The sequence below is a fragment of the Ruegeria sp. I1 genome (assembly GCF_056532675.1).
Genome location: NZ_JBQFNM010000008.1, coordinates 1 through 13,944, shown reverse-complemented (window position 1 = coordinate 13,944; position 13,944 = coordinate 1). Strand labels below are relative to the sequence as shown.

The following is a 13,944-nucleotide window of genomic DNA, read 5'->3' as shown; positions in this document are numbered from 1 at the left end:
CCCCGCAAGGGGCAACGACGATGGGCGGGAGCTACCCGATCTCGCGTCTTATCCAATTGGCAAAAGCGACAGCACCCGGGGTTTCCTCGGCCTGAGGGGAGAGCAACAGATAATAGGCCTCGGGCATCGGGGCGCGATGGTCGAACGGGGCGACCAGCTGCCCTTGTTCGATCAGCCTCCCTGCAATAGCGTCATGAGCCAGACATAGCCCACCCCCAGCCATCGCCGCCGATAGGCAGACCAGATACGTCGTTGCATAGGTGATCGTAGGTTTTTCCCAATTTAGACCCTGTTCTTCGGCCCAACTTGCCCAATTTGACAGCAGGTTCGAACAATCAAACAGCGGCTGCTGCTGCAAAGTGTCCAAAGTGACCGGAAAACCCGGTGCGCAAACAGGATAGTAGTATTCTTGCCGCAACAACTCGGTTCGAACAGTATCGGCAGGGCGCAGTGAGAATCGGATTTCTACCGCCGCGCCTTCCGCCATTTCCCGGGGCTCCCACAATTCAGTGAAGATGTTCAGTTGCACATCCGGGTGTTCAGCCTGGAATGCAGGCAGGCGAGGGGCCAGCCAGTTCACGGCGAAGCTGATGTTGCACTGAACCTGTACAGCATTCTGCTGCGCCCCCGTCACAGCCTGTGTACCACGCACCAGCGTTCGAAACGCCTCGCGCACAACGGGCAGATAGGTGATTCCGGCCTCGGTCAATTCAAGCGCCTTGGGGCGACGCAGGAACAAAGGCTGACCCAGATGTCCCTCCAGCGATTTGATCTGCTGGCTGACAGCGCTTTGGGTCATATTCAGATCACGCGCTGCTCCGGTGAACGAGAGATTGCGCGCCGCTGCTTCGAAAGTGCGCAGCCAGCCCAGAGGTGGAAGAGTGTTCTGCATGGCATAACCTCAGCATAAGTTTTACTAATGGGATAGATGCGATTTTTTTGTTGGTCAAATTTCCCGGCGCAAGGCAGGCTTTAAATAGTTCAGCTGCCACGGAGCCATGCCATGAGTGTTGCCAATCTTCGCCCCAATATCGACCATTGGCCTCAGCGTGTGGATATGGCCGCGACGTTTCGCTGGACTGAACGTCTGAACATGCACGAAGGCGTGGCCAATCACTTCAGTCTGGCGGTGAACGAAGATGGCACGCAGTTCCTGATGAACCCCAATCAGATTTATTTCGGGCGTATTCGGGCTTCGGACCTGTTGCTGCTGGACGCGAATGATCCCGACGTGATGACACAACCCGGCGCGCCGGACCCAACGGCTTGGGGGCTTCACGGCTCGATCCACCGTCACTGTCCCCACGCGCGATGCGTAATGCATGTGCATTCGATCTTTGCGACTGTGCTGGCCTCATTGGCTGAAAGCAATCTGCCGCCCATCGATCAGAACACGGCCACGTTCTACAACCGCTATGTCATTGATGAGGAATTCGGCGGACTGGCTTTTGAAAGCGAGGGCGAACGCTGCGCCTCAATGCTCTCGGACCCGAAGAAAAAGGTGATGATCATGGGCAACCATGGTGTACTGATCATCGGTAGTGATCCGGCAGATGCCTTTAATAGACTCTATTATTTTGAGCGCGCCGCCGAAACCTATATCCGCGCGCTACAAACCGGACAGCCTTTGCGCGTGCTCTCGGAAGAGATCGCCGAAAAGACCGCTCAGGAACTGGATGACTACCCCGATCAGGCCGAGGCGCATCTGCGTGAGATCAAAGCGATGCTGGATGCCGAAGGCTCGGACTACGCAACCTGACCTCTACCCGGAGTGACTGCCATGACCGACACCGCTCAGGACCCCGAAGCCGCCCGCTGGAATTACCACCCCGAAGGCCCGGTGGGATTGAACCCGCTGTTCAATTGGCCACCGCGCCCGGGTGCCGTGCTGAAATGGTACAGCGGGGCGTGGTTGCAGATCACGGCGTTGACCCTGTGTATGGGCTTGGCCATCACAGCCTATGTGCTGTTTTTTCCCGGTTTAGAGTCTATGCGAAACTTTTCGGCCGGTTGGATGTTCCGTATCTGGCTGTTGAACATGGTGCCTCAAATCCTGGTCGCTGGTGGCCTGCATTGGTGGCTGTACATGCGCAAAGGGCAGGGCATGTACAAAAAATTCGACCGCCGCGATCTGACCCGCGACAACGGAAACTTCACCTTCCGCAATCAAGTTCTGGATAATATCTGGTGGACGCTGGGCAGCGCGATGACTGTGGCGACCGTCTATCAATGGGTGATCTACTGGGCGATGGCCAACGGCTATGTCCCGACCGTAACTTGGGCCGCCGCGCCGGTTTGGTTCGTCTTATGGATGCTGTTCATCCCCATGTGGTCAGGTCTGCATTTCTATTGGGTGCATCGGCTAGAGCATCACCCTAAGCTGTATAAACACGTCCACGCGGTGCATCATCGAAACGTGAATATCGGTCCGTGGTCAGGGATCTCGAACCATTGGTTTGAGAACCTCCTGTATTTCACCACCTACTTCATCCACCTGATCGTGCCGTCACACCCGATGCACCTGCTGTTCCACACGTATTTTCAGCAGATCAGCCCGGTCCTGTCCCATTCCGGGTTCGAAAAACTCAAGGCGGGGGATACGGAGGCCGCGCGCGCCGGGGATTTTTTCCACCAGCTGCACCACCGGTATTTCGAGTGCAACTATGGCACTTCGGAAATCCCGTTCGACAAGTGGTTTGGCACCTATCACGACGGATCAGCCGAGGCGACAACCCGTACGCGGGCTTACAAAAAACAGATGTATACCTAGCGCGCCCTTAGCGCGCGCGGGGCCAGCCCGAATTCGGTTCTGAACGCGCGGGTCAGGGCGCTGGGGTCTTCGTAGCCAGCGCGCAAGGCGATCTCGGCAATACTCAGGTCTGTCTCGGACACCAGTTTGCGGGCCAGGTTTAACCGCAGCCGTCGATAGACCTGTGCAGGCCCTGCACCTAACTCGGATTGCATCCGCCGGGAAAGCGCCTTGTGAGATCGGCCAACGCGCCGGGCGATCTCGGATATCGGAAGGGGTGTTTCCAGATGTTCCTGCATCAGCGCCAGTGCCTTGTTCACATATCCGCTGGTCGCACCTGCGCCACCCGTATGGGATCTGGCAGAATCGCGGGTCATGAACAGCTGCGCTACTTCCAGCGCCAATGCCTGCCCCTGTGCCTGTCCGATCAGGTGCAAAACCAGATCAAACGCTGCCATCGCGCCAGAACATGTGATGCGATCCCGATCAATCACGAACCGCTCGCGCACCGCATCAACATCCGGGAAACGCTCAGTAAAGCCTGTCAGTTCTTCCCAGTGAATTGTCGCGCGATACCCATCCAGAAGACCCGCCAGCGCCAGCAACCAGCTGCCGGTATCGAGCCCTGCCAATGTCTCAAAACGTGGCGCGGCCGATCTGAGACCCGAGAGGGTTTGCCAACCGCTATGAGCCTGAAACCCGTAAGACGGCATCACCATCAAAATGTCGCCACTAGCAGATTGCAGTTTGCCATGCGGCGCGACCTCCAAACCTGATGACGAAGTCACCGGCCCATCACTCAGCGACAGGAACGTCCAATGGTAAAGAATTCGCCCCGATAGCATGTTTGCGGCCCGCAGCGGCTCAACCGTGTTGGCCAGGCAATGGTTTGAAAACCCGTCGAACAGAAGTACACCAATTTGCTGCGGTGCGGCAGCGGATTTAGTCCAAACTCGCATGATAAATGGCTATCTCTGCATGATCTGATTTTCAAGCCCGGTCACCATATGCGCAGGCTCAGATGTGGAGAATTCAGATGCAATATGGTCTGTCCGACGAACAGGGAATGATCGCCTCGACCGTGCGCAGCTTTGTCGAGAACGAAATTTACCCGCATGAAGAGTTGGTCGAACGCACCGGCGAAGTCCCGCATGAGATTGCGGAAGAGATCAAGCGCAAGACCCTCGAGTTGGGCTTTTACGCATGCAACTTTCCCGAAAGCGTCGGCTGTGCGGGTTTGAACCATCTTGAATTCGCGCTGGTCGAACGGGAACTGGGGCGCGGTTCGATGGCGTTGAACCATTTCTTCGGACGTCCGCAGAACATCCTGATGGCCTGCGAGGGTGAACAGGTCGAACGGTACCTGATGCCAGCCGTACGGGGTGAGCGGATGGATGCGTTGGCCATGACTGAGCCCGGCGCGGGATCGGATGTGCGCGGGATGAAATGTGCCGCCGTTCGGGATGGCGGGGATTGGGTGGTCAACGGGACCAAGCATTTCATCTCGGGCGCCGAGCACGCGGATTTCATCATCGTCTTCATCGCGACGGGTGAGGATCAGACGCCGAAAGGGTCGAAGAAGCGCATCACCGCGTTTTTGGTGGATCGCGGCACGCCTGGTTTCAACATCCGCGATGGGTACAAATCGGTCAGCCATCGTGGCTACAAGAACATGGTTCTGGATTTCGATGATTGTCGCTTGCCCGACAGCCAGGTTCTGGGCGAGGTTGATGGCGGGTTCGAGGTGATGAACACCTGGCTTTATGCCACCCGGATCACCGTGGCCGCGATGTCAGTCGGGCGCGCACGGCGAGCCTTTGACTATGCGCTGGACTATGCGGCCACGCGCGAGCAGTTTGGCCAGAAGATCGGCAAGTTTCAGGGTGTATCCTTCCAGATCGCCGACATGATCACCGAAATCGACGCGGCGGATTTGTTGACCTTGGCGGCGGCGGATCGGCTGGACAAAGGCCTGCCCGCGAATCGCGAGATTGCCTCGGCCAAGCTCTATGCCTCTGAAATGCTGGCACGAGTGACCGATGCAGCAATTCAGGTGCATGGTGGGATGGGTCTGATGGATGACTATCCGCTTGAACGGTTCTGGCGCGATGCGCGGGTCGAACGTATCTGGGATGGCACCAGCGAGATCCAACGTCATATCATCAGCCGGGATTTGCTGAGGGCGCTGGGCGCATGAGGCCCCTGGGGCGTGTTCTGAACCCGTCATCGATGGCCGTGATCGGCGGTGGCGCCTGGTGTGCAGATGTTATTGCTCAGGCCCGGAAATTCGGGTTCACCGGGGATATCTGGCCCGTTCACCCCAAGGCGGATCAGGTCTCGGGCGAGCGTGCTGTGCCCTCGATTGCGGATTTGCCGCGTCCGCCGGACGTGGCCTTTATTGGCATCAATCGCCATGCCACGATCCCTGTGATTTCAGAACTGTCGGCTGCGGGTGCGGGCGGTGCGGTTTGCTTTGCGTCCGGGTTTACCGAAGCCAAGGCCGAAGATGATCAGGGCGCCGATCTTCAGGTCCAATTGGTTGCTGCGGCAGGGGACATGCCGATCCTTGGGCCAAATTGCTATGGCTTCGTCAACGGATTGGAACGTGCCGCAATCTGGCCGGATCAGCACGGAATGCGGCCGGTTGACCGGGGCGTGGCGATCCTGACGCAAAGCTCGAACATCGCCATCAATATGACGATGCAGCAACGCGCGCTGCCGCTGGCGTTCATGCTGACCTGCGGGAACCAAGCGCAGACGCATCAGGCCGATATCGCCTCGGCGCTTTTGGATGATGACCGGATCACTGCGATTGGTGTTCATATCGAAGGGTTCGGTGATCTGCGGAAATGGGAGGCTTTGGCCGCAAAAGCTCAGAACCGGGGCGTGCCCATCATTGCGTTGAAGATGGGCCGGTCGCAACACGCGCAGGCGGCGACGATCTCGCACACGGCCTCACTGGCGGGTGGTGATGCTGGAGCACAGGCGTTTCTGGATCGACTGGGCATTGCGCGGCTTGATGATATCCCCAGTTTTCTGGAATGCCTCAAGCTGTTGCATGTTGCGGGGCGGCTGGACGGAAACGGTTTGGGCATGATCAGTTGCTCGGGGGGTGAGGCCAGCCTGGCCGCTGACATGGCCGAAGGGCGAGATCTGCATTTTCCGCCCCTGACCGATCAACAGCGCACGGACCTGCGTGCCGCTCTGGGCCCGATGGTGGCGCTGGCAAATCCGCTGGATTATCACACCTATATTTGGCGCGATACCGAGGCGATGACCCGCGCCTGGTCGGGGATGACAGGGCCAGACAAGGGCATGACCATGGCAATTGTGGATTATCCCCATACGGACGCGACAGATTGGGTGTGTGCCACGCAAGCCGCGCTGAACTGTGTTGCTGCGACTGGTCGACCGTTTGCTGTGACGGCGACTTTGCCGGAGCTGATGCCTGAACACGTGGCGCGTCAATTGTCAGATGGTGGGGTCGTGCCCTTTTCCGGGCTGCATGAGGCATTGTCAGCCGTTGAGGCCGCAGCACGACCTTTGCCGCCCGCATCTGAACCGGTGTTGCTGCCTTCAGATACACCCGCAGATCAGGTTCTGAGCGAGGCAGAGGCGAAATCGGCACTTGCGGGTTTTGGTCTGCGCATCCCGCGCAGTTGTGAGATTGCAGCGCAAGACGCAACGCAGATTCCAGACGATCTGCAAGAGCCCTTTGCCGTGAAAGGCGTCGGGCTGGCGCATAAGTCTGAACATGGCGCAGTTCGGCTGGGCGTTGCGCGATCCGCCTTGGTCGAAACCGCCAGATTGATTGGCACCGATAGGGTGTTGATCGAGGAGATGGCAACCGGTGCTGTGGCCGAACTGTTGATCGGTGTGACCCGCGACCCGGCGCATGGCTATGTTCTGACCCTCGGGGCCGGAGGGGTGCTGACCGAAATCCTGCGCGACACGGTCTCGGTTCTGATCCCGTCCTCTCGGGCCGCTGTTCAGACGGCGCTGGGCAGGCTGGCCTGTGCACCTTTGCTATCGGGATATCGCGGCAAAGCACCTGCCGACATGGACGCGATTCTGGACGCGGTCGAGGCGGTGCAGAACTATGTCATTGCCAACGCGGCAACAGTCGAAGAAGTTGAGATTAACCCGCTGATCTGCACCGCCGAGGACGCGGTTGCAGTGGATGCGCTGATCCGAAAGGCAAGCCAATGAGTCCGATCAAAACCCGCCGTGATGGCGCCATCCTCGAAGTTACTTTGGACCGGCCCAAAGCCAATGCGATTGATCTGGCCACAAGCCGGATCATGGGTGAAGCGTTTCAGGAGTTCCGCGATGATCCCGAGTTGCGTGTGGCTATTCTGACCGGCGGCGGAGAGAAGTTCTTTTGCCCGGGCTGGGATTTGAAAGCGGCCGCTGATGGGGATGCGGTGGATGGCGATTATGGCGTCGGCGGGTTTGGAGGGTTGCAGGAGCTGCGCGGTCTGAACAAGCCTGTGATCGCTGCGGTCAACGGTATCGCCTGCGGTGGCGGGCTGGAACTGGCGCTGAGCGCTGACATGATCATCGCAGCAGATCACGCCAGTTTTGCCTTGCCCGAGATACGGTCAGGGACAGTGGCCGATGCGGCCAGCGTCAAGTTGCCCAAGCGCATCCCGTATCATATCGCAATGGAGCTGTTGCTGACCGGGCGCTGGTTCGACGCGGATGAGGCGCATCGTTGGGGGCTGGTCAACGAAATCGTGCCCGGCGATCAACTGATGGATCGCGCCTGGGAACTTGCGCGGTTGTTGGCCAGCGGTCCACCTCTGGTCTATGCGGCGATCAAGGAGATCGTGCGCGATGCCGAGGATGCGAAGTTCCAGGACGCGATGAACCGGATCACAAAGCGGCAACTGCCCAGTGTGGATGTGCTGTACGGGTCTGAGGACAACCTAGAGGGCGCGCGCGCCTTTGCTGAAAAGCGCGATCCGGTTTGGAAAGGGCGATAGGGGGCTCTGCCCCCGGCGCGGCAGTCCGCGCCTCCCCCGGGATATTTTTGGCCAGATGAAGTTCGGATCAAATGCGCTCGAACAATGCGATGAAAGCGGTGTCGTCTTTGTTGGGGCCGGCGGCGAGATCGCCGTAGATTTTGACTTCGGGTAGGGAGAGGTTTTGGATCTGACCCCGTTCCAAGTGGCGGAGCGCTTCGGCAAAGCCCAGTTTTTCAAAATGCTTCGTATTGATCGACAGCGCGAACTGCGCGCCCGGTCGCGCGACGCGCAACAGGGCGGGCAGTACCTCAGGGCCGAGGTGCCCATGGGTGAAAGTGCCTGAGGATACGATGCCCGAATAGTTGTGTCGCGGCACGGGGATACCGGTGTTGAGGTCGGCCTCGATCGCATCACGGTAGATGTCCTTGCGCATGGCCTGTTCCAGCATTTCTGCGCTGATATCGGTGGCATCGATTGGTCCTACGCCCAGGCGGGTCAGAACTGCTCCGCAAAGGCCGGTGCCTGCGCCTACGTCCAGCACCGGGCCCTGCCCGAAGGCGCCTACAAAGGCGCGGGCGGTGCGGATATGCAGCTGATAGTCCTCGCGCATGGCGAAACCGTCATCATAGTCGCCTGCCCATTCGGCATAGAGACGTTTGTTGTCCTCGGGCGAGGTCAGCGCATAGGCGGCGTGCAGGTCGGGTGTTTTGTTGGTCATGCTGTCATGAAAGGCGCAGGAGGGGATTCGAATCAAGTCGTCCATGAGATGCTTGCATCCCGGTTCCGTCCAGATCATCTAGGGGGGATGACAGGAACGCTTTTCTCTTTTGGCCACGGCTATTCGGCGCAGGCCCTATCGCGCCGCTTGGCGTCGGATGGGTGGAACCTCATCGGGACCACGCGTGACGCCGATGGAATGGCTGCGATCCGAGCGTCTGGGGCCGTGCCCTTGGTCTGGCCCGGAGATTTGCCGGACCTGGACGGTGTGACACATGTTTTGATTTCCACGGCGCCGACCGAAGAGGGTGATCCTGTTCTGGCGGCGTTGAGGGATGAGATCGTGGCGCGGGCGGCTCAGTTCACCTGGGTGGGGTATTTATCTACCACGGCGATTTATGGCGATCATCAGGGCGCTTGGGTGGACGAAGCTACCCCGCCTGCGCCCACGGCGAAGCGGGGCCGCTGGCGTTTACGGGCCGAGGAGCAATGGAAGGCAATTCCAGGGTTGCCCGTTCATATCTTCCGTCTGGCGGGGATCTATGGACCGGGACGCGGACCGTTTTCCAAGCTCAAACGCGGTGGGTTGCGGCGGATCATAAAACCGGGGCAGGTGTTTTCACGTATCCATGTCGACGATATCGCGCAGGTTTTGGCGACCTCTATGACGGCACCCAATCCTGGCGCAGTGTACAATGTGTGTGATGATGAACCCGTACCGCCGCAGAATGTGATCGGCTACGCGGCGGAGTTACAAGGCCTGCCTCTCCCGCCAGCCGTACCCTATGACGAAGCTGATCTGACCCCGATGGCGCGCAGCTTTTACAATGAAAACAAGCGCGTTCGGAATGATCGGATCAAGGACGAGCTTGGGGTGCAGCTGCTGTACCCCAATTATCGCGTTGGTCTTGAGGCGTTGCTGAAAGGGCAATAGCCCGTTTCATCGCGCCGCCGCTTTGATCATGTCAGCCGCTTTTTCAGCGATCATGATCGTGGGAGCGTTGGTGTTGCCCGATACCAGCGTCGGCATGATCGAGGCATCGACAACTCTTAGTCCGTTGATACCGTGCACCTTAAGCTCGGGGTCGACTACGGCCATATCATCCAGGCCCATTTTGCATGTCCCGACGGGGTGATAGATCGTGTCGGCGCGGGCGCGAATATGCTGTTCCCAATCCGCATCCGTGGTTGCGGTGTCGGTTCCGAACATTTCGGATTTCCTGAACTTGGACAGAGCAGGCGCTTGCATAATCTCGCGCATCATGCGGGCGCCTTTGATCATGGTCTCAAGATCGCGGTCATCGGACAGAAAGCCGGGGTCGATGGCGGGGGCGGCAAACGGATCGGCGCTCTGCAGCCCGACCGAGCCGCGGCTGTGTGGGCGCAGCTTACAGACATGGCAGCTATAGCCGTAGCCATAATGCAGTTTTCTGGCGTGATCATCGACCAGCGCGATGGCGAAATGCAGCTGGATATCGGGGCGGTCGAGATCCGGAGAGGTTTTTAAGAAAGCCCCCCCTTCGGCAAAGGGTGTCGCTGCCATCGACGCACCGGTTTTGCGCCATCGCCAGAGGTGGCCCAACAGGCGCGCTGCACCAACCAGACCCAGACCAAAATTATCGGTGTCCTTGCTTTTGTAAGCCAGAATGAAATCAAGGTGATCCTGCAGGTTCTTGCCTACGCCGGGCAGCGCGTGCCGTACGGGTATTCCGTTTTGGCGCAGCTCATCCTCGGCGCCGATCCCCGAAAGCTGCAACAGTTGCGGCGATTGAAGCGCCCCGGCGCAGATCAGCACTTCTTGTCTGGCAGATACACTAAGATCGGGGCCTTTCGCCTTTCGCTTGTAGATCACACCTGTGGCGCGTTTGCCTTCAAAGGTCAGTTCCTTTGCGTGCGCATAGGTGATCACCGTCAGATTGGGGCGGTCCATCACCGGGTGAACATAGGCAGCTGCGGTCGAACAGCGTTCGCCATTTCTGTCCGGATCATGAAACTGGGTGACCTGATACAGGCCCACGCCTTCGTTATTGCCGCGATTGAAATCTTGGGTGCGCCTATGTTGCAGTTGCTCTGCTGCCTCTACAAAGGCATGGGTCACTGGGCGCGGTTCTTTTTGATATGACACCTGCAGCGGGCCTTTGTCGCCATGCACATCATCAGCGCCCTGTTCGTTATTCTCGGACTTTTTGAAGTAGGGCAAGACGCTGTCCCAATCCCAACCGATGCACCCTTGATCGGCCCAGCCATCATAATCCTGTCGCTGCCCCCGAACGTAAAGCATCGCGTTGATGGCACTTGATCCACCCAAGGCCTTGCCGCGCGGCTGATAGCCCCTGCGCCCGTTCAAACCGGGTTGAGGAACTGTCTCGAACGCCCAGTTGCTGATCTTTGGGCGCCCCGGTAACGCGGCGACGATGGCGGCGGGCATTCGAATGATAAGGTGATCGCCGGCCCCCCCAGCTTCGAGCAAGCAAACCTTTTTTTTTGGATCTTCGCTTAGACGGTTGGCAAGGACAGATCCCGCCGAGCCGCCACCGACAATGACATAGTCAAATTCCATATAAGTGCCTTTAACGTTTTGGGAGCGCCGCGTGGTATTTGAGGGTCAGGGGGAACGGCGCGTGGTAATGAATCCGACTGTGCCCGAGCGGGATGTAGAAACACAATCGCCAATTTCAGTTCGGACACAGGGTCATTTGAAAAGCGAGGATAGTGTCTGCCTCAATAGTCGTTAAGCTATAAGAAAAACCTATTGTTGCCATCCAAAAAGAGAACTTATTCTCATGGCTTCACTTTGGTATACGAGGCGCGACGCAAGAGAGCAGTGAAGATTCCACATTATCTTTCTGGGCTTAGGCTTGAAAACGATATCGGTGACATCTTTCTGTAATCTTGTTGATTGCAAGTTTTACTGCGCAAAGCCGCAAGTCCTTAGCCAGCATTGGAGATCGATATGGATGGAAGTGATAACCCCAAAACGGGCGGATGCCCCGTGATGCATGGTGCCGGGACACGATCAAATCGTGACTGGTGGCCCAATCAGCTTAACCTGTCGATCTTGCATCAGCATGCGCCAGCTTCGAACCCGATGGATGCTGACTTCGACTATGCAGAAGAATTCCAGAAGCTGGATATGAAGGCGCTGAAAGACGACATTTATGCGCTGATGACGGATTCACAGGACTGGTGGCCCGCAGATTACGGCCACTATGGTGGTTTCTTCATCCGGATGGCCTGGCACAGCGCGGGGACCTATCGCACGGCAGATGGCCGCGGCGGGGCTTCGACCGGCAACCAGCGCTTTGCGCCGCTGAACAGCTGGCCGGATAACGGCAACCTGGACAAGGCGCGCCGCCTGCTGTGGCCGATCAAGCAGAAATACGGAAACCAGATTTCCTGGGCCGACCTGATGATTCTGGCGGGCAACTGCGCGATTGAATCAATGGGTGGTAAGACCTTCGGTTTCGCCGGTGGTCGCGAAGACATCTGGGCGCCAGAGGAAGACATCTATTGGGGCTCGGAAACCGAATGGCTGGCCCCGACCGACAACCCGCATAGCCGTTACTCGGGCGAGCGTGATCTGGAAAACCCACTGGCCGCCGTGCAAATGGGTCTGATCTACGTTAACCCAGAAGGTCCAGACGGACAGCCTGATGCGCTGGCTTCGGGTCGGGATATTCGCGACACCTTTGGCCGGATGGCGATGAATGACGAAGAAACTGTCGCTCTGGTCGCCGGTGGCCACACCTTTGGTAAGGCACATGGCGCGGGCGATCCCGATCTGGTGGGGCCGGACCCTGAGGCCGCCCCGATCGAGGACATGGGCTTTGGCTGGATCAACAAGTTCGGCTCGGGCAAAGGTGATGACACCACGACCTCAGGCATCGAAGGCGCATGGACCGCGAACCCGATCCAATGGGACAACGGCTATTTCGACCTGCTGTTCGGCTATGACTGGAACCTGACCAAAAGCCCCTCGGGCGCGTGGATCTGGGAGCCGGTGAATGTCAAAGAAGAAGACATGGCCCCGGCGGCGCATGATCCGTCGAAAAAGGTCAAGACCATGATGACCACCGCCGACATGGCGATGCGCATGGACCCGATCTATGGCCCGATCTCGAAACGCTTCCACGAGAACCCGGAAGAGTTCGCTGATGCTTTCGCCCGCGCCTGGTTTAAACTGACCCACCGCGACATGGGCCCACGCGCGGCCTATATCGGCCCAGAAGCCCCGACCGAGGAGCTGCTGTGGCAAGACAACGTCCCCGCCGTCAATCACGATCTGGTCGATGATGCGGATGTTGCCGACCTCAAAGCCAAGATCGCCGCCACCGGCCTGTCGGTATCCGAGCTGGTCTCGACCGCGTGGGCCTCGGCCTCGACATACCGGTGTTCGGACAAGCGCGGTGGTGCCAACGGGGCCCGTATCCGCCTTGCGCCGCAGAAAGACTGGGATGTGAACGAGCCGATGAAACTGTCCAAGGCGTTGGGCGCACTGGAAGGCGTTCAGTCTGCGTTCAACGATGCGCAGTCTGGGGGCAAGAAAGTGTCTCTGGCCGATGTGATCGTTCTGGCCGGCGCTGTAGGTGTCGAACAGGCAGCGAAAGCTGGTGGTCAGGATGTCGAGGTTCCGTTCACTCCGGGCCGCACCGATGCGACGCAAGAGCAGACGGATGTGGACAGTTTCGCCGTGATGGAGCCTGCCGCTGACGGATTCCGTAACTATCAGAAGGCTGAATACACTGTTTCGCCAGAAGAGCTGTTGGTCGACCGTGCACAGCTGCTGACTCTGTCAGCACCCGAGATGACAGCGCTTGTGGGCGGTTTGCGTGTACTGGGCGCCAACTTTGGCGACAGCAAACATGGCGTGTTTACAGATCGTGTTGGAACGCTCAGTACAGACTTCTTCACCAACATTCTGGACATGAGCACAGAATGGAAGCCGTCTGGCAAAGGCGTATACGAAGGACGCGACCGCACGAGTGGCGAGGTCAAGTGGACAGGCACTCGTGTCGATCTGGTCTTTGGTTCGAACTCGCAATTGCGGGCGTTGGCCGAGGTCTACGGTCAGGCCGGTGCCGAGGGCAAATTCGTCTGTGACTTTGTCTCGGCCTGGAACAAGGTGATGAACGCGGACCGCTTCGATCTGAAGTAAGCCTACTATTATTCAAGCAAGTTGTGCCGCCCGAGGAGACTCGGGCGGCGTTTTCTTTGACCCGGCTCTGGTGTGCATACCAAGCATTGGGTACGAATCCACTGGATGGTTGGTCTTTGCTGGGATCGAAGCAATGGGTCAGCAGGTTTTCTGCGAAGTTTCTGAAGCTAACCTGTTGTTTTCATTGACCTGGACAAGTTTCTGCCGAGAAATGTGAAGTTTTTTCAAAATGGGGGTTGCAGGTGTCTGACCTAATCCGTAAATACCCCTTCACCGGCGGCGCTGAGGTTGTTGCTGGGATGCTAGAGATGGCGGAGACGGGCCGGAGAGACGGTTGAGACGCTCGGGAGAGACCG

At 58.4% G+C, this 13,944-nt stretch carries 11 protein-coding genes; 7 read left to right on the top strand and 4 right to left on the bottom strand.

Annotated features, from left to right (window positions below):
- Window positions 1-31: 31 nt before the first annotated feature.
- On the bottom strand, window positions 32-892 hold the full coding sequence (locus tag ACR0DH_RS14950) for a LysR substrate-binding domain-containing protein (protein ID WP_480550281.1): 861 nt from the start codon (window positions 890-892) through the stop codon (window positions 32-34).
- A gap of 111 nt (window positions 893-1,003) precedes the next feature.
- Here ACR0DH_RS14950 and ACR0DH_RS14945 point away from each other — a divergent pair, with 111 nt between their 5' ends.
- Together ACR0DH_RS14945 and ACR0DH_RS14940 are read left to right on the top strand one after the other, a co-directional pair.
- Entirely contained in the window at window positions 1,004-1,759 is a 756-nt protein-coding gene (locus tag ACR0DH_RS14945) for a class II aldolase and adducin N-terminal domain-containing protein (protein ID WP_480550279.1), read from the top strand.
- 21 nt (window positions 1,760-1,780) lie between these two features.
- The gene (locus tag ACR0DH_RS14940; RefSeq protein ID WP_480545308.1) at window positions 1,781-2,770 is read left to right on the top strand and encodes a sterol desaturase family protein; all 990 of its coding nucleotides are present in this window, start codon (window positions 1,781-1,783) and stop codon (window positions 2,768-2,770) included.
- On the opposite strand, the gene ACR0DH_RS14935 is transcribed toward ACR0DH_RS14940, so the two are convergent.
- Window positions 2,767-3,708, bottom strand: coding sequence for a GlxA family transcriptional regulator (locus ACR0DH_RS14935; RefSeq protein ID WP_480550277.1), 942 nt, complete (start codon window positions 3,706-3,708; stop codon window positions 2,767-2,769). The genes ACR0DH_RS14940 and ACR0DH_RS14935 overlap by 4 nt on opposite strands.
- Window positions 3,709-3,785: 77 nt before the next feature.
- Here ACR0DH_RS14935 and ACR0DH_RS14930 point away from each other — a divergent pair, with 77 nt between their 5' ends.
- From ACR0DH_RS14930 to ACR0DH_RS14920, 3 genes are read left to right on the top strand one after another with little or no spacing between them, the layout of a single operon-like run.
- On the top strand, window positions 3,786-4,946 hold the full coding sequence (locus ACR0DH_RS14930) for an acyl-CoA dehydrogenase family protein (RefSeq protein ID WP_480550275.1): 1,161 nt from the start codon (window positions 3,786-3,788) through the stop codon (window positions 4,944-4,946).
- Window positions 4,943-6,958, top strand: coding sequence for an acetate--CoA ligase family protein (locus tag ACR0DH_RS14925; RefSeq protein WP_480550273.1), 2,016 nt, complete (start codon window positions 4,943-4,945; stop codon window positions 6,956-6,958). The genes ACR0DH_RS14930 and ACR0DH_RS14925 overlap by 4 nt, the downstream gene beginning before the upstream one ends.
- Window positions 6,955-7,734: a carnitinyl-CoA dehydratase gene (locus tag ACR0DH_RS14920; RefSeq protein WP_170534515.1), complete on the top strand. Its 780-nt coding sequence runs from the start codon at window positions 6,955-6,957 to the stop codon at window positions 7,732-7,734. Before ACR0DH_RS14925 ends, ACR0DH_RS14920 begins: the two co-directional genes overlap by 4 nt.
- Window positions 7,735-7,801: 67 nt before the next feature.
- On the opposite strand, the gene ACR0DH_RS14915 is transcribed toward ACR0DH_RS14920, so the two are convergent.
- Window positions 7,802-8,434, bottom strand: coding sequence for a class I SAM-dependent DNA methyltransferase (locus ACR0DH_RS14915; protein WP_480545319.1), 633 nt, complete (start codon window positions 8,432-8,434; stop codon window positions 7,802-7,804).
- Between the two features lie 87 nt (window positions 8,435-8,521).
- Here ACR0DH_RS14915 and ACR0DH_RS14910 point away from each other — a divergent pair, with 87 nt between their 5' ends.
- The gene (locus ACR0DH_RS14910) at window positions 8,522-9,367 is read left to right on the top strand and encodes an SDR family oxidoreductase (protein ID WP_480550271.1); all 846 of its coding nucleotides are present in this window, start codon (window positions 8,522-8,524) and stop codon (window positions 9,365-9,367) included.
- A gap of 6 nt (window positions 9,368-9,373) precedes the next feature.
- Here ACR0DH_RS14910 and ACR0DH_RS14905 read toward each other — a convergent pair whose 3' ends face one another.
- On the bottom strand, window positions 9,374-10,993 hold the full coding sequence (locus ACR0DH_RS14905; RefSeq protein ID WP_480550269.1) for a GMC family oxidoreductase: 1,620 nt from the start codon (window positions 10,991-10,993) through the stop codon (window positions 9,374-9,376).
- Between the two features lie 393 nt (window positions 10,994-11,386).
- Here ACR0DH_RS14905 and katG point away from each other — a divergent pair, with 393 nt between their 5' ends.
- The gene (katG, locus tag ACR0DH_RS14900) at window positions 11,387-13,588 is read left to right on the top strand and encodes a catalase/peroxidase HPI (RefSeq protein ID WP_480550267.1); all 2,202 of its coding nucleotides are present in this window, start codon (window positions 11,387-11,389) and stop codon (window positions 13,586-13,588) included.
- The last annotated feature ends 356 nt before the right edge of the window (window positions 13,589-13,944 follow it).